Source organism: Nitrospira sp. Kam-Ns4a, assembly GCF_965152595.1.
In genome coordinates this window covers 3,501,760-3,523,577 of the sequence record NZ_OZ224218.1, presented here as the reverse complement: position 1 = coordinate 3,523,577, position 21,818 = coordinate 3,501,760, and the positions used below count along the sequence as shown (strand labels likewise).

Annotated in this window: 21 protein-coding genes; all 21 read left to right on the top strand. The window is 62.6% G+C overall.

Annotated elements, in window-relative coordinates; genetic code table 11:
• Positions 1–93 precede the first annotated feature (93 nt).
• The 21 genes from ACWHYQ_RS17600 (at position 94) to ACWHYQ_RS17500 (ending at position 21,791) form a co-directional block, all read left to right on the top strand.
• On the top strand, positions 94–999 hold the full coding sequence (locus ACWHYQ_RS17600; RefSeq protein WP_447973409.1) for a carboxypeptidase-like regulatory domain-containing protein: 906 nt from the start codon (positions 94–96) through the stop codon (positions 997–999).
• Between the two features lie 10 nt (positions 1,000–1,009).
• Entirely contained in the window at positions 1,010–1,939 is a 930-nt protein-coding gene (locus ACWHYQ_RS17595) for a carboxypeptidase-like regulatory domain-containing protein (RefSeq protein ID WP_447973408.1), read from the top strand.
• A gap of 28 nt (positions 1,940–1,967) precedes the next feature.
• The gene (locus ACWHYQ_RS17590) at positions 1,968–3,371 is read left to right on the top strand and encodes a HEAT repeat domain-containing protein (protein WP_447973407.1); all 1,404 of its coding nucleotides are present in this window, start codon (positions 1,968–1,970) and stop codon (positions 3,369–3,371) included.
• A gap of 238 nt (positions 3,372–3,609) precedes the next feature.
• Positions 3,610–4,407 (top strand): carboxypeptidase-like regulatory domain-containing protein, encoded by a 798-nt coding sequence (locus ACWHYQ_RS17585; protein ID WP_447973406.1) that lies wholly within the window; start codon positions 3,610–3,612, stop codon positions 4,405–4,407.
• A 200-nt stretch (positions 4,408–4,607) separates the two neighbouring features.
• Positions 4,608–5,588 carry a methyltransferase gene (locus tag ACWHYQ_RS17580; protein WP_447973405.1) on the top strand — a complete coding sequence of 327 codons (981 nt, stop codon included), beginning with the start codon at positions 4,608–4,610 and terminating at the stop codon, positions 5,586–5,588.
• Positions 5,589–5,795: 207 nt separating this feature from the next.
• On the top strand, positions 5,796–6,512 hold the full coding sequence (locus ACWHYQ_RS17575; protein WP_447973404.1) for a DUF420 domain-containing protein: 717 nt from the start codon (positions 5,796–5,798) through the stop codon (positions 6,510–6,512).
• Positions 6,513–6,571: 59 nt separating this feature from the next.
• On the top strand, positions 6,572–7,033 hold the full coding sequence (locus ACWHYQ_RS17570) for a PCP reductase family protein (RefSeq protein ID WP_447973403.1): 462 nt from the start codon (positions 6,572–6,574) through the stop codon (positions 7,031–7,033).
• Between the two features lie 2 nt (positions 7,034–7,035).
• Complete coding sequence (locus ACWHYQ_RS17565; RefSeq protein WP_447973402.1) at positions 7,036–8,121, top strand: hypothetical protein; 1,086 nt, start codon at positions 7,036–7,038, stop codon at positions 8,119–8,121.
• Between the two features lie 50 nt (positions 8,122–8,171).
• The gene (locus ACWHYQ_RS17560) at positions 8,172–10,031 is read left to right on the top strand and encodes a cytochrome ubiquinol oxidase subunit I (RefSeq protein ID WP_447973401.1); all 1,860 of its coding nucleotides are present in this window, start codon (positions 8,172–8,174) and stop codon (positions 10,029–10,031) included.
• 110 nt (positions 10,032–10,141) lie between these two features.
• On the top strand, positions 10,142–10,681 hold the full coding sequence (locus tag ACWHYQ_RS17555; protein WP_447973400.1) for a DUF3047 domain-containing protein: 540 nt from the start codon (positions 10,142–10,144) through the stop codon (positions 10,679–10,681).
• 49 nt (positions 10,682–10,730) lie between these two features.
• Positions 10,731–11,087 (top strand): hypothetical protein, encoded by a 357-nt coding sequence (locus ACWHYQ_RS17550; protein ID WP_447973399.1) that lies wholly within the window; start codon positions 10,731–10,733, stop codon positions 11,085–11,087.
• A 55-nt stretch (positions 11,088–11,142) separates the two neighbouring features.
• On the top strand, positions 11,143–12,066 hold the full coding sequence (locus ACWHYQ_RS17545; RefSeq protein ID WP_447973398.1) for a formylglycine-generating enzyme family protein: 924 nt from the start codon (positions 11,143–11,145) through the stop codon (positions 12,064–12,066).
• Between the two features lie 165 nt (positions 12,067–12,231).
• A complete protein-coding gene (locus ACWHYQ_RS17540; protein ID WP_447973397.1) occupies positions 12,232–13,050 on the top strand; it encodes a formylglycine-generating enzyme family protein in 819 nt (272 codons plus the stop codon).
• Between the two features lie 192 nt (positions 13,051–13,242).
• The gene (locus ACWHYQ_RS17535; RefSeq protein WP_447973396.1) at positions 13,243–13,365 is read left to right on the top strand and encodes a hypothetical protein; all 123 of its coding nucleotides are present in this window, start codon (positions 13,243–13,245) and stop codon (positions 13,363–13,365) included.
• 84 nt (positions 13,366–13,449) lie between these two features.
• A complete protein-coding gene (locus ACWHYQ_RS17530) occupies positions 13,450–13,662 on the top strand; it encodes a hypothetical protein (protein ID WP_447973395.1) in 213 nt (70 codons plus the stop codon).
• An 85-nt stretch (positions 13,663–13,747) separates the two neighbouring features.
• Complete coding sequence (locus ACWHYQ_RS17525) at positions 13,748–15,706, top strand: cytochrome ubiquinol oxidase subunit I (RefSeq protein WP_447973394.1); 1,959 nt, start codon at positions 13,748–13,750, stop codon at positions 15,704–15,706.
• Between the two features lie 84 nt (positions 15,707–15,790).
• Entirely contained in the window at positions 15,791–17,110 is a 1,320-nt protein-coding gene (locus tag ACWHYQ_RS17520; RefSeq protein WP_447973393.1) for a nitric oxide reductase, read from the top strand.
• A 51-nt stretch (positions 17,111–17,161) separates the two neighbouring features.
• Positions 17,162–18,199, top strand: coding sequence for a c-type cytochrome (locus ACWHYQ_RS17515; protein ID WP_447973392.1), 1,038 nt, complete (start codon positions 17,162–17,164; stop codon positions 18,197–18,199).
• A gap of 29 nt (positions 18,200–18,228) precedes the next feature.
• On the top strand, positions 18,229–20,010 hold the full coding sequence (locus ACWHYQ_RS17510) for a c-type cytochrome (RefSeq protein WP_447973391.1): 1,782 nt from the start codon (positions 18,229–18,231) through the stop codon (positions 20,008–20,010).
• Positions 20,011–20,097: 87 nt separating this feature from the next.
• On the top strand, positions 20,098–20,745 hold the full coding sequence (gene mobA / locus ACWHYQ_RS17505) for a molybdenum cofactor guanylyltransferase (protein ID WP_447973390.1): 648 nt from the start codon (positions 20,098–20,100) through the stop codon (positions 20,743–20,745).
• Positions 20,742–21,791, top strand: a complete 1,050-nt coding sequence (locus ACWHYQ_RS17500; RefSeq protein ID WP_447973389.1) for a glycosyltransferase family 9 protein — start codon at positions 20,742–20,744, stop codon at positions 21,789–21,791. The genes mobA and ACWHYQ_RS17500 overlap by 4 nt, the downstream gene beginning before the upstream one ends.
• Positions 21,792–21,818 lie beyond the last annotated feature (27 nt).

Sequence of the window (21,818 nt, the reverse complement as noted above, 5' to 3'; positions counted from 1 at the left end):
CTCTTTTTTTGACGAGGCGGTGTGATAGGTTGGAAGAGCGTAGAAGGCTGTCGGACTGATACGACTTGAAACGGATTCGAGGAGAGACATCACATGCGGCATGTCATAGCGGGGCTTGCGGCGGCGTTCCTGATGGCGTCGCCGGTGCAAGCTTACGAAGAGATTGCGGTCGTGGATGGAGGAACGATTACCGGCAAGATCGTGTTGACGGGAGGCAAGCCGACGCCGAAGGGCTTCAATCTCGTCACCTTTCCCGATCCGGTCTATTGCGGGCGGATCTCGACTGGAACCGGCTGGCGTCTGCTCCACGAGTTTCGAGTGGCGCCGGACGGCGGGCTGCAGGACGTGGTCGTGATGCTGACGGACATCGAGAAGGGCAAGCGGTTTACGTTCACGCCGCCGACGATCGAGGCGCGGGATTGCCGGTTTCTGCCCTTCGTCACCGTGGTGCGGGACCACCACGAGGTGACAGTCGTGAACATGGATCCCGTGATGCACGACATTCAAGCCTACGAGACCTCCCACCTCGGGCCGCGGGTGCTGTTCAATACGCCCCTCCCGATGAATCCGCATCACCGGCGCAACATCGGCGCGGATTCACATGAGCATCTGCCCGGCACGCCGATGAAGCAGACGATCCATATGACGAAGGGGCGGCGGATCTTCGTGATGCAGTGCGGCTTCCACGCCTACATGGAGAGTTGGGGGTTCGCAGTCGAGAACCCCTACTACGCGATCACCGCCCCTGACGGGAGCTTCACGCTCAGCGATGTGCCACCGGGGGAGTATACGTTGGTCGCCTGGCACCCGCAGGGAGGGCCGGTGCTGGAGCAGCGTGTGACCGTGGCGCCGAAGGGAACGGTGCAGGTGAACTTCTCGTTCAAGGCGCCGACCGGCCGGCGCAGCGCGCACGAGGTCGTCGAGAATCCCCACTTTGGGTTGGAGGTGTTGGGCAAGCCGATCGACATCAGGCCGACGCTGGAATTGCAGAAGCCGTGAGGCGCGAAACGTGAAACGCGAAACGTTAACAGTTACAGGCATCGTCGGAATCGGTGCCTTCTTCCTTGCGCTGTCTGCGACAGCAGCGGCGGCCTACGACGTGGTCGAGGTCAAGGCCGGCGGGACCGTCACGGGGCGGATCAGCCTGGAAGGATCCGTGCCCAAGCCCAAGGGGTACAACCTCGTCATCTACCCGGACCCGCAGTACTGCGGGCGAATCTCGAACGGCAAAGGCTGGCGCCTGTTGTACGACTTCGTCGTGGACAAGACCGGTGGCCTCCAGGATGCCGTGGTGATGCTCGAAGGCATCCGGGCCGGGAAGGCTTTCGACGTATCCGTCCCGCACGTGGAAGCCCGCGACTGCAAGTTTCTACCCTTTATGACCGTGGTCCGAGACGGGCACGCCATCGAGGTCGTGAACATGGACCCGGTCATGCATGATATCCAGGCGTACGAGACCTCATCCAGCCTGGGGGCACGGGTCCTGTTCAACCAGCCCTTGCCGATGAACGGCCATCACCGGCGGGGCGACCTGCACGCCACGCACAACCACGAACCCGGCAAGTCCCTGCTGGGGCCGATCTACCTCAGCAAAGGGCGCCGCGTGTTCCTGATGCAGTGCGGGTTTCATCCCTACATGGAGAGCTGGGCCCTCGCCATGGACAATCCTTACTACGCTATTACCGACGGGGCCGGGCGCTTCACGATCTCCAACGTGCCTCCTGGGACGTACCGGCTCATCGCATGGCACCCCCAGGCCGGGCCGCCCGCCACGCGGGCAGTGACCGTCGAGCCGGACGGGCACGTCGAGGTGTCGCTCGCGTTGCGGGCGCCCACGGGCCGGCGCACCTCGCTCCAGGTCGTGGAGAATCCGCGGTTCGGACCGGGCGTGCTAGGAAAGCCGATCGAAATCGTCCCGCTGGTCGAGCTGCAGCAGTAGGGCGCAACCCAGACCATCACCATCACTCGTGCAGATCCACCCGTCTCACCTCCTGCAAGCCATCCTTCTGGCTTGCACGGTCAGCCTGACACTCCACGGCATCGCGGATCCGGCCGCTGTCATAGCCGAGAAGAGGACGGCCGCGCTCCAGGAGGCGCAAGCTGCCTACAAACGGAAGGCCTACGATCAGGCGCTCGCGCTGCTGGAGTCTCTGACCAAGGATGGCAAGGGCCCGGCTGAGGCGTACCGGCTGAAGGCCCGGTGCCTGCTCCGCCTGGGCAAGCCACAGGAGGCGCTCACCGCCTATGACCAGCTTGCGCACAGGACCGGGCGCGAGGAGGCGGCGCTGCTGCGCGAGGTCGCCCTCGGGTTCGTCACGCCGTTGCTCAAGGACATGCGGGAGCAGATGCGCGGAGCCGCCTACACGGCACTCAAGGAGCTCGAGTCGGAGGAGGCGATTCCCTATTTCGAGGATGCGTTGACGGATGGGTCTGGCCTTGTCCGGGCGCTGGCCGTCGAGGCTCTGGGGCAGCTTCCGGCAGGCCAGCGTTCGCCGGCGATCCGGAAGGCGCTTGAGGATCAGGCCGCGCTGGTTCGGGCGACGGCGATCAAGGTGCTCGGCCAGTCCGGCGATCGCGCCGTCATCCCGCTCGTCGAGCGGTCGCTGAGCGACGAGCACCCCTCAGTCCGTGTCGCCGCGGCGGCTGCGCTGGCCATGTTGGGCCAAGAGAGGGGGTGGGCCCGGTTGCAGGAGGCAGCCGCCGCGAGAAATCCGGAGGAGCGTGCGGCGGCGCTGCGTCTGCTCGGCGACCTGCGCGATCGCCGAGCGCTGCCCTGGCTGGAAGCAGCGCTGTCCGACGAGCAACCCTCGGTGCGGGGAGCCGCGGTCGCCGCGCTCGGCGATCTCGGGCAGCCCGAGGCCGCGCCCGGCCTCGTTCGCCTGTTGAGCGATCCGATTCCGGCGGTGCGGGCGGCCGCTGCCCTCGGCCTGGGCGGGTTGGGGACACCCGAAACCATTTCCGCGCTGAAACGTGCGCTGAGGGACGAGAACCCCGTCGTGCGGGCCGCGACGGTCAACGCCCTGCTCCAGCAGGGGGTACCGTACGATGAGGTGAGAACCGCGGTCCAGGACCTGACCCGCCATCTCGACCCGGGCATTAGGGCGGCGGTGGCGCGGACCTTGGCAAAAAGCAGCAGGGACGATGCGGGGGAGGTCAGCCAACTCTTGCGTCAGCTCATCAAAGATCCACTCCCGCGTCCCCGCATCGCCGCTGCCCGAGCGCTCGGCCGTGTCGGCGGCAAGGAAGCGCTGCCCATGCTCAAAGAGGCGTTGCTCGACCAGGATGATGCAGTCCGGGCTACAGCCGGCGGGGCGATAGCTCGGATCCTTCGATCTGCAGGCGAAAACTACAAATCGTTGAAAACACGGTGAGAATTTTATCGCGACTGCGAGGTTTTCGCTTGACACCAACTTGTTGACCTCGTATACAATTGGCATTCAAAGCTACAAAGGATCCCTCCAGCACAGTCGAGCATCCCCAGCCGGCCGGTGGCAGAGGTAAGTGGTCTCACCTGTGCGTAGTCGTAGTCAAGACTCAGGGGTTCGCCAGTAAGGATTTACAGAGCTGTGGTTCTGTATCACCGTTCACATCCATAAGGAGGCAGGCGTTATGAAGAAGGGTATCTATATCGCCATGTTCGCATTGGTGACGGCGGCGTTCCTCGCGTTGCCGTTCACGTCCTATGCGGGTGGTACGGTTAAGGGCAAGGTTACGTATGCGGGGAAGTCCGAGGCGAAGGAGTTCCTCTTCTCGAAGTTCCCGAACCCGAAGTTCTGCCCCAAGAATCCGAACAAGGATCTGGTCCAGGGTGAAAAGCGGATCATGCCCACCATCACGGTTGCAAAGGACGGGGGCCTGAAGGGCGCCGTGGTGGCCGTCCGCGACATCGAGGACAAGGCCTTCGTGGACGGGTACAAGGGCACGGACATCGTCGCCGAGTTCTGCGAGTTCAAACCCTTCACCAGCGTGGTGGTGGCCCAGAAGCCCTTCCGTGTGGAGAACCACGATGCCGACCCCGAGGATCCCAAATCCGTCAAGGGCGTGCTCCACAACCCGCACAGCTTCTTCGTGAAGGGCTCGAGCTCTTCGACCGATTTCAATATCGGTCTCGCGGAGAAGGGCTCCAAGCTGGAGAAGCCGGTGAAGTTCAAGGGTGGCCAGGAGAAGCAGGGCGCGACCTACCGGTTGCAGTGCGACCAGCACGAGTTCATGCAGTCCTTCTTCCTCCCGGTCTGGAATCCGTACTACGCCGTGGCAGGTGACGACGGCACCTTTGAGATCAAGGACGTTCCGGCAGGCAAGCACAAGATCCTCGCGTGGCATCCCTTTGCCGGCCAGGTCGAGGCCGAAGTGGAGGTGAAGGACGGCGCGACGGTCGAAGCGAAGTTCGAGGTGAAGAAGAAGTAATCTGGAGTGTTCCTCGCGGAGCAGCACGCTTCGCAGCCTTCCCCAAGGGCAGTGGCCACCACCGGTTACTGCCCTTGGTGTTTTCAGCGCCCTCCTCGCGCGCTCCTCCCACAGTTGCCTTTCCGTTTCTCATCCGGGTAAGATGGCAATCTTTCAGGCGCAGTTCCTGAAACGGCCGCTGCGCCTGCCCAGGGGATGCGGTGTCACGGAACCTCTCGCTCGCCGAGATCTTTGAGCTCGGATACTACTGGGAAACCAAGATTCTGTTGACGGCCGTCAAGCTGGACGTGTTTTCGGCCCTGGATGGCAGAGGCCGCACGGCCACGGAGATCGCCGCGCGTCTAGGGGTTGACGAGCGGGCCCTGGAGCTGCTGCTGAACGCGCTGGTCGCGATGCGGGTGCTCAACAAGGAGGGGGAACGGTTCGCCAATACCGAGGTCGCGCAGACGCACCTGGTGAAGGGCGCGCCGCAGTACGTGGGGCACTTGCTCCTGCTTCACGACGCGGAGTGGAGCAACTGGGGCCGGCTGGAAGACACGATCAGGACGGGGCAGTCTCCGGTGTCCCGGCACCTGTTTGAGACTGACCCCGAGTTGGGCGCCAACGTGCTCTCCGTGTTGAACCGGATCGGCCAGCAGAGCGGGCCTGCCCTCGCCAGGCGGCTCCTCTTGGAGGATGCGAAGACGTTCCTGGATCTCGGGGGCGGCGCGGGCACCAACGCCATCGCGTTCTGCTCGGTCTATCCCAACCTGCATGCGACCGTCTTCGACCTGCCACAGATGCTGAAAGTGGCCGAGCGGACCATTAAGGAGGCGAGGCTCGAGTCGCGCATCACGCTGCTCGGCGGGGATTTTAACCGCGATCCACTCGGAGGCCCCTACGACGTGGTGCTCATGTCGGATATTCTCCATTACCAAGGACCTGAGGAGAATCGTGCTCTGGTCGGCAAGGCCGCCCGGCACCTGACGGCGGGAGGGCGCCTGGTCATCAAGGACCGTTTCCTGGACGCCTCGCGCACGAGCCCCGCTTGGGTGACCGCCTTCGCCGTCCATATCCTGGTCAACACCGAGAAAGGCCGCTGCTATACAGTGGGGGAGGTGCGGGAGTGGATGAGGGGGGCCGGGTTTCAGTCGGTCACGGAGCTGGAGCCCGCTGCGGTCGTGCTTGGGACGAAACCGTGAAGCGCAAGGCGTGAGGCGGCAAGCGTAGTGCGAAGCTCCTGGGCGAGGTTGGTGGGTGAATGGGGGGACGTTCAACCGCCGAGCGGGTTCATGAGCGAAGAGATGAATGGGCTTCGACCTTGTGCGGCATGAACCATCGTTGCCCGTCTGATGGGTTGGCGACTATAGGACGTCTAACCGCCGGCGCACGTTGAATGAGCTAAGAACATGCAGGAATGGTTGAAGCAGCCAGGATTCTTCGGCACCCATGCGACCATCGGGGCGGACCTCAGCCAGGCGATGGCCACGCTCTTCACGGTGTTGTTTGTGGTGGGCTGGGTCCAGGCCAAGCAGCGCAAGGCCGACGCCCACCACTGGCTGATGCTGGGCGGGATGGTGGCCATGCTCGCGTTCTTTACGAGCTACTACCTGTTTCGGCAACTGGGGGTGCTGGCGTTCGAAGGCAAGGCCGGATTCGGGGGATCGCAGGAGCTCTACGACAACGTGTTTATCCCCCTGTTGACCTTCCACATCACGCTCGTGATCATCGGCCTGGTCATGGCGATCTACATGATCGTGCTCGGGTTCCGCGCCCAAAGCGTGGTGCAGGGCCGGCGCATCCTTCGTGACGCCGTGCTCCAGACCCCGGCGAAGCGGATCGGCACGATCCTGGGCGGGCTGACCGTTGCGGTTCTGGTGGTGTATCTGGCACGCGGCCTGACAACCGGGTTTTCCACGAGAAAGTTCATGGTCTATCTCGGCCTCGTGCTGCTGGTCGGAGTGGTCTTCGCCGTGGAATTCGCGATCCAGCGGATCTGGCCAAACGGCGAGCAGCGCCACCGCGTGCTCGGCCGGTTCACCATGATTATTTACTGCATCCTGTTCGTCACCGGGAGCGTCACCTATACGATGCTGTACATTTTGTATCCTGGGAAAATTGGGTAGGGCTGAGCGCTGACGGCTGGTCGCTTATGGCGATTTTGACTTGCGGGTGCGGCCGCTGGATGCATACGCAGGGGGTGGAGGAAGTGGATGCCGACACCTGGCTGGTCCGCTCCGAATGTCGCGGCTGCGGCCTTCGGGTGGGGGCGGAGGGCCCGGCCAGGGAGGCGGTGGCTCTGGTGGACCGCCTGCTGTGGAGCGACGACGCGCGGCACGTGCTCGATCGGCTGCCGCCCTACTTGGCGCCATTGGTTCAGGACCAGGCCGAGCGGTACGCACAGTCGGCTGGGCATCGGGTGATCACCTTCACAGTGCTGGCGCAAGCCCGCCACGGCGGCGCGGTCGTCTGGGATCCGGAAGCCGAGCGGCGGCTTGAGCGGGTGCCGGGACCGGTCCGGAGCATGGCGAGGCTGGAGCTGGAGCGGACGGCGGCCGAGCGCGGGGAAGCCCGCGTGACGGTCGCGCTGGTAGAAGAGGTCAAGGCCCGGTACTTCGGGATGTTCGCGAAAAGCGGGGAGGGGTGACGATGCTCCATCGCTTGACGCTCAGGGTCCTGCCGCAGTTGACGCTGGCGGTGGCCGAAGAGTCGGTGCGGAAGAGGAAGCGGCTCGTCATGCTGATTCCGGGGCTGGTGGCGTTTGCGGTCTACCGGCTCGTCAAGTACGTCCTTCCCCTCTCGGATCCCTGGGTGCTCCTCGCGGTGAGCGGTTTGTTGTCCGCCGCGACGGCGCTGGCGGCCTACCGGGTCGGTTGCGGTGCACCCTGGGCGGCGATCTGGGCCGAGGACGGGGGGCGACGCCTGAGCTGGCTCGCCGGCTGGGTTGGGTTAGCGTACGGGGTCCAGCTTTCTCTGATGGTGCTGGCCTTGCTCAAGCTGGTGGGCCAGTATGATTTCTTGCGCCACCCGGACGGGCCCGCGATGATGGCGATCCTCATCGCCGTGACGTCCGTCGCGCGGGATGCCTTTGAAATCGGCTACGTCCGTCGGCTACAGCGGCGCGGCGAATCCGTGCTGACCTTTCCAGATGGGGCTGCCTTGCGTGCGTTGCTGCGGGAGCAGCCCCTGCCGGCGCTTTGGTGGGCCGTGGTCTCTGCTGCCGGGGCCGGGCTCGTCGCGCTGGCCGCTCGCCTCGTCGAGGTCGGACAGAGCGACCTGGCTCAGTTGATCCTGGTGAGCCTGGTTGCAGGAAGCCTGGCGGTTGGCGCCTATCTGGCAGGTGAGCAGCGTCCGGGCGGCTGGAGAGCTGTGTCGTGCTCGGAGGGCTGGACGGAGCTCTTCCGGTTCTGGTGGTGGCCGGGCCTGGCCTTTGCGGCGACCTATTATCTGGCCATGGCGGGCGGCGCGACGTTCCTGCTTCGCCTGGAGGAGGGCCATGGAGTGGTTCAAGGCGTGATCGCCGCTACGGTGGGCGGGCTCATGGCCCTGGACTGCTATTATCTCGGGCATCGTCGCTTTCTGGAGAACCGGATTCAACAGATGGTGCCGACCTCGTTGCTGCGCTGTCCGTTCGTGCTGGGGATCCTGTCCAAGTCCGTGGCCGGTGCTGCGGCAAACGGCGTCTCCGTTCAGGAGGCGGAGGTGGCGGTGGGCGAGGCGCGGCAGAGGGGTTGAGGACGCCGATGCACGGTTGGTCGCACCAACACCGAGGGGTGCAGGTTGTCTTGTGGACCCTTGCGCTGAGCTGGCTGGCGGCGGCTGGGCTGGCGGCCGCAGCGACGGCGGAGCAGCCCCTGAGGGCCAACACGGCGGCGGGCGGGCGGGACATCTATTATAAGACTCCTGGCGTGCCGATCGGCCCGCCCGCGCCGGCGCCGGACAGTTTGGTCTATCCTCGCTACGGCTCGCTTGACAATCGGGTGTTCCTCTGGTTCGTGACGCAGCAGCACACCTACTTCGGCGGGTTCGTGCTCGCGCTGCCGATCTTCTGTGTCATCATCGAGCTAATCGGATTGCTGGCGCGGGATCCAGCTGCGGCCTCCCGCTACGATCGGCTGGCGAGGGACTTCCTCAAGATCGCCCTCTTGGCGCTGTCCGTCACTGCGGTCGTCGGCAGCTTCATGCTCGGGGTGTTCATCGCGCTCTACCCCAGCTTCATGAGTTACATGGGCGGCACCTTCAAGACGATGATGCCAGTCTATGCGCTGGTGTTCCTGGGTGAATCGCTCTGCTTGATCGCGTACTACTACAGTTGGGAGCGCATGGTCTCGCCGGCGCTCAAGTGGGTCCACGCCTCGCTCGGCGTGCTGGCCAACGCGTTCGGCGCGGTGCTGCTTCTGCTCGCCAACGCCTGGGCGGCGTTCATGATGGCACCGGCCGGAGTGGACGAGCAGGGCCGCTACCTCGGCAACGCTTGGCATCTGCTCCACTCGGCCTTGTGGAATCCGCTCAACGTCCATCGGTTCCTGGCGGACCTCATGTCCGGCGGCGCCGTCGTCCTGGCCTACGCCTCATACCGGTTTCTGACCAGCAAGACGGACAAGGAGCGGGCCTATTACGACTGGGTCGGCTACATCTTCCTGTTCGTCACGGTCTGCGCGCTGCTGCCGATGCCCTTCGCGGGCTACTGGCTCATGCGCTCGGTCTACGCCTTCCGGCAGAGCATGGGCGTCACGATGATGGGCGGCCTGCTGACCTGGCTGTTCGTCGTCCAGGCACTACTGGTCGGCGTGCTGTTCCTTGGGATCAACTACTACATCTGGCAGAGCATGGGGCGAATCCAGGGTGGCGAGCGGTACCAGCGGTACCTGAAGTATCTGGTCGTTGCGTTGACCATGTGCCTGATGGTCTGGCTGACCCCGCACACGATCGTGATGTCCCCGACCGAGGTCAAGGCCATGGGTGGCGCCCAACATCCCGTCATCGGGAACTACGGCGTCATGTCCGCCAAGAACGGGGCGATCAACATCATGATCTGCCTGACGGGGCTGAGCTACATCCTGTACCGCCGGGCCAACCGGACCTTGACGATCTCGTGGGCGCCGGTCGGCAACGCGGTGCTCGCGGTCCTGTTTGGCGCGGGCATCGCCAACATCATTTGGCTCGCCATCTACGGCTTCTACCTGCCGTCCTACGTGCGCGTCGGCTTGTCCACGCCGCAGGCGGCGACGACCCTCACCGTGCTGGTGGCCGGGTTGTTGATCAATCGCGCGATGCTGCGCGGGGCCAAACTCCACGGGCCCATCCAGTGGGGGAAGATCCCGGTGCGGGGCATGGTCGCCCTGTTCGGCCTGGCAGCGACCTTCACGTGGGTCATGGGCCTGATGGGGTATATTCGGTCCTCCGGCCGACTCTCCTGGCACGTGAACGAGATCATGCCGGACCTGTCGCCCTGGGCCCACACGCCCACGCTGGGATTCGCGGCGAAGATGGTGACGCTCAACATGGTGGTGTTCTGGCTGGCGGTGCTGGCGCTGTTCTGGATCAGCGGCCGCGAGCGACAGCCGGTCCCGGCAGCAGGTGAGGCGACGAGCGACGAGTGTGCGTTTGTGTCGCCGGCATCGCGGGAGGCGCAGCCCTCATGACCAAGGGAAGGCCGTCATGGGGGCGCCTGTGGCTGAGGGTCCTAGTCGCGGCGGCCTGTGTCGTACTTCCGCAGCCCCCCGTCCTGGCCACTCCGGCGGCAGGCCAGCTGGTGCTCGAGGATTTCCGGGCGAAGGACGGTGACGGATTTCCCGTGGGCTGGAAGGTTCAGACCAACAACAGGGCTCGCGAGTCGTACAAGGTGCAGGTGGAGGGGGAAACCGCCTTCCTGGCGGCCAGACAGGCCGATCAGCGGGTGTACAAGCGCATCGCCTGGGACCCCAAGGCCTTGCCGGTCCTCACCTGGCGGTGGCGGTTGCGGTCGGCTCCCGCAGGCGCCGATCTCATTGCGGCGGTCTACGTGTCGCTCGACACTGACCTGTACATCATCCCGGTCTTCACCAAGTACGTCTGGAGCGCGACCAAGGCCGAGGGCTCCATGGTCGAAGGCGGGATGTTCAGCGGCACGGAAATCGTGATCCAGAGCGGCGCGAAGCCGACGGGGGAATGGGTTGAAGAGCGTGTGAACGTCTATGAAGACTTCAAACGGATTCACCGACACGAGCCGGCTCCCGAAGCCTGGGGGATCTCCTTGCTTGCGGGGCCAGGCGTGGAGGTGGATTTCGGTCCGATCACGGCCTCGAAGCCGTGAGGGGCTGTTGGGGCGGGCGCGAGGCCCGGCCGGCGCGCCGCAACGGCTGATGTCAACGCGAACGCTCATGGATATGATGCTCGGCGCCACGGTCATGGGCACGGTCGGAGCGCTGATCGGCCTGCTGATGGGCGGCGGTGCGCTTCCTGTGGCGATCGGTATTGGCGTGGTGCTGGGCACGGTGGTCGGGATCCTCGGAGGACGGCGGTTCCTCGTCAGCATCCTGGTCGGTGCGGTTCTGGGCGGCCTGCTGGCCTGGGCGCTGGTCGGCACCGAGAAGATCTCCGTCGGGGCTGGCGCGGGGGCAGCGATGGGCGGCTTCCTGGGCGTGCAGCTCTCGTCCCTTCTGGACCTGTGGGCTGAGCGTCGCCGGGAAAAGGCGCCAGACAATCGGCCGCCGTCGTAGCGGGTCTGAATAGGAGCGGCCGGAGGCCTTGCCGATCCTGCACTCGCGAGGGAGTATGGAAAATCGGGCTGTGCTGTGGGGAGCTATTGGGTTCGTCTTTCTGTCCTTCATCCTCATGATCGTCGGGCTAGTGTACGAGTCCTACAAGGCGAAGAAGCAGCGCGAGCTCGCGGCCTCGATCCGGACCGAGCAGACGCCCGTCGCCGCGGCCGCGCCACGGGACTACTCGATGTACAAGACCGTCATGGGCGACGATGGACGGGAGATGGTTGAGATCCCCGAAGGGCCGTTCATCATGGGCAGTAGCGAGGGTGACCCCGACGAGACGCCCGAGCATCAGGTGTACCTCTCGACCTATTACATAGACCTCAAGGAGGTCACCCAGGCGGACTACGAGCGCTTCGTCCGGATGACCAAGCGTGGGAAGCCTTTCGTCCCAGTATTCGAGGACGACATCTCCAAGATCCTGAAACCGGAGCTGCCAGCCATCGGCATATCGTGGGCAGACGCGCTGGCCTACTGCCGGTGGGCCGGCAAGCGGCTTCCGACCGAGGCGGAGTGGGAGAAAGCGGCGCGCGGCGAAGGGCGGCGACGGTATCCCTGGGGTGATGACTTCGGGAGGGGAAACGCCAACGTGGACGGCGACGAGGACGGCGTGCAGTACCTCGCGCCTCCCGGTTCCTTCGAGTCAGGAAGAAGCCCCTACGGGGTCTACGACATGACCGGGAACGTCGCTGAGTGGGTGGCGGATACCTACGAGGAACACTACTACGCGAAATCGCCGTTTCGGGATCCGAAAGGGCCCGAGGAAGGCCAGCACAAGGTGATCCGCGGGGGCTCCTGGCGGGAGACGCCTCGCAACGCGCGCATCTCGAAGCGGTTTCAGGCCAAGATGTGGCGCACGGACAGCACAATTGGGATCCGGTGCGCCAAAGACCCCGAGCCCGCACAGGACCGGGCTCAGCGCGCACAGCGTTAGCGGCGGGCGTGGCAGGGACTCCGTCCGCCAAGTCATGCGAGCGGTCCGGCTTGTCCCATGCTCGAAACCAGATTCAAAGTCGCGCTTCTCCTAACCGTCTTGTTTCTGACCAGCCTCCCGGTCATGGGTATTCTCCGCGGAACGTCGCCTCCCCCAGAAGATCCCATGTCGGTTGAGGTTCCCGGCAAGCCTCCGGAGTCGGTCCCCTCCGCCGAGAGTGCCCTTCCTGAGGAAATGGTATACATCCCGGCGGGATCCTTCATTCAGGGGACATCCGTCGGAGGGTACGACGAGAAGCCGCAACGGATCGTCTATTTGGATGCCTTTTGGATTGATCGCTACGAGGTGATGAATCACTCCTATCAGGAATTCGTCGCGGCCACGGGGCATCGCAAGCCGGGGCCGCCTTCGCGCTACGCCAAGAATCTCGCCCGGCTGCGCGGCGTGAACCAGCCCGTGGTCTATGTGTCCTGGGACGACGCCGATGCCTATTGTCGTTGGAAGGGAAAGCGCTTACCGACCGAGGCGGAGTGGGAAAAGGCGATGCGCGGTGTTGACGGAAGGCTCTGGCCCTGGGGGAATGTTCCACAGCCACTCGCAGCCAACTGGGGGTCGGCTAGAGATGGGTTTGAAGCCACCGCCCCGGCCGGATTCTTCAAGCTGGACTTCAGTCCCTTCGGCGTCGCCGACGGGGCTGGAAACGTGATGGAATGGGTGGCGGACTGGTACGCAGAGGAGGCCTATCGGGAAGAAAATGTCCGCAATCCGCGAGGCCCGGACCATGGGGTTTTCAAGGTGTTACGCGGAGGGGGCTACACGAGTACCGGCTCCGACGTCAGGATAACCAGCCGAAGCAAAATGGTTCCGGATTTCAGAGACGAAACCATCGGTTTCCGGTGTGCCAAATCGGAGGAAGGAGGGGGTGGGCCAGCAGTACCCGAGAAGGCGGCAAAACCTACAGAAAATCAAAGTAATAGAGGATGAGAAAGACAGCCAAAATTATGTTGACAACCATCCCAGCCAAAACTATAATGTCGAACAATTTTGAATTGGTTCTCATCGTGTGCCCTCGCTATTAAGACCGCGCTAACGAGGGAGCAATAACATAGAGTTAGCTGCTTGTCAAGGATCTTGGCGGTCCCCGAGGCCGCCGCAATTTTACTCGAAGGAGCGACAATGGCTGAAGCAGCTTCGTCCGACGAGCTCAAGATCAAGATCGGCAAGATGATTTTCTATATCACTTGTGCGGTCAGCCTCTGGTTCTTCTACTGGTTCGCCGGCATTCAATGTCCCTGCTGAGAGGGGCCAGCTGGGATAGTGTGAATTGTCAAGGGTTGTGACGCGCAAGCTTCTGATCCTTCTGATCAAGGGGGAGCGGGAACGATGGAAATTTTGATGAACCCGATATTCTGGATGGCCCTGATGGGCGGGGGTGTCGCCATCCTGTTTGCGATTCGTAAAAATACCCAGTTGCTGAACAACACCGTGATCGCAGTCGTAATCTCGCTGATGATCGCCCTTGGGTATTTCCACATTGTGGACCATTACCTGATGGACATGCAGGGGCTCGACTACTGGTACTTATTCCGTAAATAAATGACGTTCGCACAAGAGCGGGCGAACGGTTTGGGGACTTCATGCGGTACGGTTTCCGCATCGCGATCGTTTAAGGAGGTAAGCCATGGCCGGTTTAACTCGTAACAAGCTGTTGTCGATCATGGCGTTGAGCGCAATGATTGGCCTCCTCCTGCTGCCGATCTTGGTGGCTTTGCCGGCCCTTGCAGGCGGCGGGGGTGGCCCGGCGGCTGGTGGGCCTCCGCCCGAGGTGGCTGCCCAGAAGGCCGGGGCGGCGGCTGACGCCGAGAAAGACAAAAAGGTCGAAAAGGCCCGTGACGTCTACTACAAGACGGAAGGGATTGTCTCCGGTGCTCCGGCTCCGAAGACGACGGATAGCCCGAAGGACTATCCCCGGTACAATTTTGAGAGCCGGGTGCTGCTGTGGTTCGCCAACCAGCAGCACCTGTACTATGGTAGCTTCGTCCTCGCGGTCCCCATCTTCTGCATGATCATCGAGTTCATGGGGGTCGTCTCGAAAGACAAGGCGATGGCCAAGAAGTACGACCAGCTCGCCTACGACTTCGTGAAGATCAGCCTCACGGCTTACTCCCTGACCGCGATCCTCGGTGGGATCCTGATCTTCACCTTCCTCACGCTGTACCCGGCGTTCTTCGGATATCTCTCCAGCATCTTCCGGCCCGTGATGCACATCTACGCCCTCCTGTTTGTGGCGGAGAGCGGCACGCTTTACATCTACTATTACGGTTGGGACAAGATGAAGGAGGGGCTGCTCAAGTGGCTCCATTTGAGCATGTCCGTCATCCTGAACGTCATCGGAACCGTCTTGATGTTCCTGGCCAATTCTTGGATCGGGTTCATGATGTCCCCGGCCGGCGTGGATGAGCAGGGACGCTATCTCGGGAACATCTGGCACGTCATCCACACCGCGCTTTGGAACCCACTCAACGTGCACCGCATCTTGGGGAACATGGCCTTCGGCGGCGGTGTCGTGGCGGCCTATGCGGCCTATCGGTTCTTGTCCGCCAAGACAGATGAGGAGCGGGCGCATTATGACTGGATGGGCTACATCGCGATGGCGATTGGCGTCGCCTTCCTGATTCCGTTGCCGTTTGCTGGGTACTGGCTGATGCGCGAAGTGTATGCCTACCGGCAGCAGATGGGAATCACGCTGATGGGGGGCCTGCTCGCCTGGCTGTTCATCATCCAGGCGACCATGATCGGCATCCTGTTCCTCAGTTCCAACTACTACCTGTGGCAGGCGCTGGGACGGATGCGTGGCGCCGAGAAGTATCAGCGCTACATCAAGTACCTGGTGTTCATCCTGGTGTGCGGCTTCCTCATCTTTATCACGCCGCACACGATGGTGATGACACCAGCCGAGCTGAAGGCGATGGGCGGCCAGCAGCACCCGGTGCTGGGAAACTACGGCGTGATGTCTGCCAAGAACGGCGGCATCAACGTGATCATTACGACCACTGTCTTGAGCTTCATTTGGTACCAGCGCGGCAACAAGGTGCCCGTCGTGTCCTGGGCCAAGTTCGGGAACATCTTCATGGGGGTGTTCTTCTTCCTTGCGTACGTGAACATCATCTGGCTGGCGATCTACGGCTACTACATTCCGGCCAACGTGCGCATCGGCTTGTCAGTGCCCCAGGTGGCGAGCACCCTGTCGTGTCTGTTCTTCATGACGGCGCTCAACCTGACGATGTTGAAGGGCGCGAAGGAGAGCGGGCCCATCGAGTGGGGGAAGATCTCTGTCCGGTCCCAGTATGCCCTCATCATGCTGGCGACGGCGTTTACCTGGATGATGGGGCTGATGGGCTACATCCGTTCGTCGGTGCGGCTCTTCTGGCACGTCAACGAGATCATGCGCGACAACTCCCCCTGGGCGTACACCCACACCGTAGGGTTTGCGGCGAACATGATCTCCTTCAACGTGCTCTTCTTCTGGTTGAGCATTCTGTTCGTTTTCTGGCTCGGGACGCTCGGTGTGAAGAAGGTGCCGGTGGAAGCGAAGGTGCCGGTGCCTGGTACCGCTCCGCAGCCCGTCACCGGACACTGATCTCACTCAAAGTCTCATAGGAACACGGCATGCTGCGTCCACGGGGGGCGCCCCCGTGGACGCAGCCCTAAGGAGGGTTCACACGTGGCGGAGTTACTGGGGACTGCACTGGACATGGGCTGGCCGGTCCTGGTCTTTCTGGCCTGCCTTCTGGTCTATTTTCAAGTCGGCATCAAAGATCCCGAGAAGAAAAAGCGGGCCTCATTCAAGACCTTCATCGGCATGATCGCGACCGTGATGGTCTTTATTGCCATTGCCAACTACAAGCTCAACTTCTTTGGTAACTCCCGCCTCCTACCGATCTCCCTCGTCATGATCACCGCGCTGACCTTCATGATGGCTCTGTACTTCTCGAACATCAGTGCGTTGTTGAAGATCGGCGGGTTCATGTTCTTCGTGGCGGCGGCGCTCTCGGGCTACGGGAATTGGCTACCTCAAGTGGAAGGAGGGTTTCCTCCGCCCGAGGTGAAGCTTGACTTTGCGTCCATGAGCCCCCAGCAATTGGCGGACGAAGGGGAGAAGATCATCTTCGGTGGCATCGGTCAGAGCAAAGTCCAGGGCGCGATCGGCAAGGGGCAATGCCCCCTCTGCCATGGCTTTAACGAGGGCTTCCTGAGCGAACGGGCCCCGAACCTGTTTGGGATTCCAGACCGGGCCAAGCAACGGCTCGAGGATCCGCGCTACCACAAGGGAAAGCCGCAGGAGCGGGATACGGTCCAGAAGGAAGCGTTCCCTGGGGCCGGGACGGCGGAGACGGGGCAGGAGTACATCGCGGAGTCCCATTCCTGCCCGAGCTGTTATGTCGTTGCTGGCTTTGGCGTCAAGGGCTCCAACGATCGCGAAAGCCCCATGCCGCCGATTCACAAGCCGCCGATCTCGTTGACCCTCGGCGAGCTAGCTGCAGTCGACACCTGGCTCTATGTGCGGGAAGGCAAGGAGCCGCCGACCTACGAAGAGATCATCAAGGCGTACGAGAAGTTCATCCCCGAGGCTGATCGGCCAAAGCAGCAAGAGGAGAAAAGGGAAGGCGCTGCCGGAGGCGGCGGTGGGTTGCTGGCGGACGGAACCGAGCCCGTCGATCAGATCTTCGCCAAGGCCCAGTGCGTCGTCTGCCACACGATTCCTGGCATCCCTGGCGCCATGGGCACGGTCGGGCCCAAGCTGGTTGAGGGAACGAATGCGCCGCTGCGGATCAAGTCGCCCGATTACAAAGGCAACGCGAAGTCGGTGCGGGAGTACATCATGGAGTCTGTGGTCAGCCCAAGCACGTATGTTGTCAAGCCGTTCCCCGACAACGTGATGCCGAAGGTCTTTGGGCAGAAGCTGAGTGCGGGGGCTCTCAACAAGATCATTGATTATCTCTCGCAGTTGCAGGAGGGCAAGGAGCCTCCGAAGATCTCCTGATGCGACGCGACTTCATCGGGGCAAATGTCCTAGAACTAGAGGAGTAGGCATATGAATTTGGTAGGCGCCCTCATACTGGGCGGGGTGGTGGCGGTCACGCTGGGCCTGATGGTGTTCGGTGTGCTGCCGGCGACCTCGCTCAAGCTTGTAGAAGGTTACATGCCCATGCAGATGCTCTTCGAGCTTGCTGTCTGCGTGGGCATTTTCGCCTTGGCTAGCTACCTGTTGAAGACCGCTGGCGTGAAGATTCCTCGCTTTTGGCAGGGAATCCTCTTCTGGGTCTTCATCGTCCTGTACCTGAAGTATCGGATCTACCCTCCGATTCCCTTTAGCGTCCGTGCGATCTACGGGACCGTTTCGATGGTCGCGATCTTCATGTGGATGTCGGCCAGCGAGGAAGACTGGAAAGCCTTCAAGCAGCCCATCCTCAATGTCCTGGACGCAAAGACCGGCTTCCACAAAGCGCTGCGGACCTTCTATCTCATTGCGATTCCGATTCTCCTCTGGGGCTTCTCCTACAACTCGTTCCTCCCGAACCTCGAAGAGCCGATCGAGCTCAGGACCGTGCATCCGGCGCCCCCGGCGAGCACCAAGGTTCACGGGAAGCTGTACACGCTCCAGACGGCCTACAATCCGTTCCGGGCGAATCTGGAAGGGAAGTTCGACGAGGAGTATGCGCGGAAGCTCATCGTCGAGCAGAGCATGGGGCGCCTGATGCAGGATAAGCCGGAGGCGAACCCGTGGAACCCCAACGCGCAGGGCTATATCAAGTACGTTCGTGAGGGCGGGGAGATTTTCTTCCAGAATTGTCACTTCTGCCACGGCGACAACCTGAACGGGCGGGGGTTGCACGCGTTTGCGTTCAACCCGATCCCGGCGAACTTCACGGACCCAGGGACGATCGCCCAGCTTCAAGAGACCTTCATCTTCTGGCGGGTGGCCAAGGGTGGCATCGGGCTTCCCCGTGAAGGATTCCCCTGGGCCTCCGTCATGCCTCCGTGGGAGCAGCACCTGACCACGGACGAGATCTGGAAGGTCATTCTCTTTGAGTACTGGCACACCGGTTATTATCCGAGGACCTGGGATTAATCCCACATCTATCCGCAAGGGGTACACCAATGAGGGACCTTCGGTTCATCAGTCGACTGGTTCTGATGCTGGTCGCTGTCGTCGGGATCGCACTGATCTCCGGCAGCGATACAGTCTGGACCTACGCTCAGGAAGGTGGAGGCGATGGGCTGCCGCCTGGCTTTGCCAAGAAGGAACTGCCTGCGCCTCCGTCTGCCGAAATGATCGAGGCCGGCAAACGGGTTTACTTCACCAAGTGCGTCTGGTGCCACGGGGTAGATGGGGCGGGCGACGGGCCAGCGGCAGATCGCCTCTGGCCGCGGCCGCGGAACTTCAACCAGGGCACGTTTAAGATCCGCCACACGGCGAGCGGTGAGCTGCCGCTCTTCGACGCGACCAAGCCGATCAAGGGGCAAAACGACCTGTTCGAGACCGTGACCCACGGGCTTCCCGGATCGGCCATGCCTTCGTGGGAAGGGATCTTGACGGAGGAGCAGCGGCTGCAGGTTCTGTCGTTTGTGACGACGCAGCTCGTCAAGGATCGCAAGTTCGACGACAAGCAGACGGAGACCTACACGGTCCTGCAGCTCGACTCCATCAAACCGGTCCCTCCTGACAAGGAGAGCCTGGAAAAAGGCAAGCAGCTCATCGTGGATAAGAAGTGTATCGAGTGCCATGGCCTCGAGGGACGAGGGGACGGCAACGCGTTTAACCTCAAGGATGACTGGGGCTTCCCGATCCAGCCGGCGGACTGGCACAAGTGCTGGAACTTCAGGGGCAGCCGGCAGGATCCCTATAACGTGCGGAACATCTTCCGGACGTTCTCCACTGGCGTAAACGGGACGCCGATGCCGTCGTTCGCCGATAACACGACGATCGAGGAGCGGTGGCACATTGCGAACTTCGTCCAATCGCTCTGCGAGCGTGACCAGAATGGCAATCCGCTGGAGATCGATCCCTTGACAGATAAGCCGAAGATCAACTTCGTCATTCGGTCGAAGCCGATCGAAGGAGAGATTCCAGACGATCCGGCCAGTGAGATCTGGCAGACCGCCATCAGGCGCTACGTCGCGATGGGTGGGCAGATCACGCACAAGCCCAGGAACTTCGTCAACCGGATTGACGATATTTGGGTACGGTCGGTGTACAACAACGAAAACATCGCTTTCATGTTCCAGTGGGACGACCGCTCGAAGAGCGTCCACGAAGGCGAGCTACCCTTCCAGCCGACAGAGGTGAACCTTGACGCCTACGGGATCGAGGAGCAGCCTCCCAAGACCGGCGAAGAAGGCTCGATCGCGGCGATGCAGAACAAGTACACGGTTTACAACGACGCGATCGCGATCGAGTTCCCGATCAAGTGGCAGGAACTGCCTCCGCCGGAGAAGCCTCGGTATCTCTGGGGGGACGACAAGTATCCTGTGGACATCACGAAGTGGGAAGCGGACGGCTCCCTGCGCACCTTCAAGGGGACTGGCTGGGACCAGGACTTCGAGGAGCGGGACTTCGCCGAGAAGATGAAGGTCCTCAAGGCCGAATGGAAGAACGGCCAGTGGACTGTCATCATCCAGCGGCCGCTCAAGGGGGACTACGAGGAAGACACCTACTTCGAGATGGGCAAATACATCCCGACCGTCTTCTTCGCCTGGGACGGGCACAATGGGGATGTGGGCCGCAAGATGGCGGTGTCCGCCTTCTACTACACGATCCTGGAGCCACCGATCCCGAAGGAGACGTACATCTACCCGACGCTGATCGCCGTGGGGATCGTCATCATCGAGGGCTGGATTCTCACGAGGCGGGCAAACAAGCAGAAGGGCAAGACGTTCTAAAAGGCTTCTCCAGAGCGGTCCGGGGGCAAAGGGGGGGGTGGGGGAAATCCCACCCCCTCTTTTTGTTTCGGAGCAGGGCGGCAGATCATGAGTGCACAGGGTCATCCTCGGATAGAAGGCGTCACCGCTGTGCTGGTCGCAGGCGGCAAGAGCCGTCGGATGGGCGTGGACAAGCGCTTCATCGAGCTGGACGGGCGGGCGCTCATTGAGCGAGTCTACGACGTCCTGGCAGGACTCTTCCCGGAGATCCTCGTCGTCGCCGCCGAGCCCGTGCCGAGGCTAACCGAGCTGGGCTACTGGGTCGTCTACGATCTGATCCCGGATTGCGCCACGCTCGGCGGACTGTACACGGGACTGACGTGCGCCACCCACGAGCGTGTGTTCGCGGTCGGCTGCGACGCCCCCTTCCTCAGCCGCACAGTGGTCGCAAAGATGGTGGGCTTGGCCCCGGAAGCAGATGTCGTCATGGCTAGGCTGGCCGTAGGGTTGCAGCCGATGCACGCGGTCTATTCGAAGGCCTGCCTGCCCTGGTTAGACCAAATGGCCAGGGCGCGGAACCTCAAGCTTCAGCAGATTGCCTCCGCTCCGGGCCTCCGGGTTCGAATCGTTACGGAGCAGGAGCTGGTCGCACTTGACCGGGATCTCCTTTCCTTCCTGAATGTAAATACCCCGGCGGACCTTGAGCTTGTAAAAAAGCTGATCGGCCGGAGCCAGACGCGCGAGGAGTCCACGTGAACCCATCGCCTCGCACGATGCTCGTCATTCATCCGGGCAGCCTCGGGGATGTGATCCTCTCTGTGCCGGCGATTCGGGCGCTCAGGTGCGCGCTGGCTGGCCATCAGGTTGCGCTCGTCGCGGGCATCGAGGTCGGGAGGCTACTGCAAACCTGCCACGAGGTGGACGTGACCATGCCGATCGAGGGCGGGAGTTTGGCCGACCTCTTGGCGGGGCCAGAGCGGGTGGGCGCTGCTCTCCGTGACTGGCTCCACCGGTGCGATGTGGCGATTGCATGGCTAGTGGATCGCGAGGGAAGGTTAACGGCCTCGCTGCAGGCCCTGGGGGTACCCACCGTGATCGCCTCCTCGCCTTCGCAACGAGGCAAACTGGGCGGTCACCAGGCAGACCGGTTCCTGGAAACTGTGGCCGCATTAGCCCCAACCCCATCCAAGGGATGGACACTCGAGATTCCCGCGAGGATACTCGCAGCGACCCAGCCACTGCTCCAGGCGACGCTCCAGGGTGAAGCCGGCCCCGTGGTGGCTGTCCATCCCGGGAGCGGCAGTCGGCACAAGTGCGTGAGTCCGGATCTCCTTGCTGGAGTAGTCGTCCGCCTCCAAGAGGATGGCGTGAGGCCGGTACTCATCGCTGGGCCGGCTGACACGGAGATGATCAGCGCGGTCCTGGGAAGCCTGCCGGAGCCGGTTCCGACGCTAAGCGGGTTGGATCTCGTGACCCTGGCAGGAGTCCTGGCCCAGGTCGGCTTATTCGTCGGGCACGACTCAGGGCTGACGCACGTCGCGGCGGCTCTCGGCATCCCGACCGTGGCGCTCTTCGGGCCGACTGACCCAGGCCGGTGGAGGCCACTAGGTCCCTACGTGAGAGTCTTGAGAGGATCTCCGTGCCAGTGTGCGACATGGGACCGCGTGTCGCGTTGTTCGGAGAAGCCCTGTCTGGCAATCCCGGCGGACGAACTCGTCACGCTCTGCCTGGGGCTGCTCGGCCTTGACGCGAAACCGTCGGCGCCCTGTGAACGGACGGGAGATTCTTGTCATGCCTGGTAAGCTGTGCTATGGTTACTGGCTATTTTT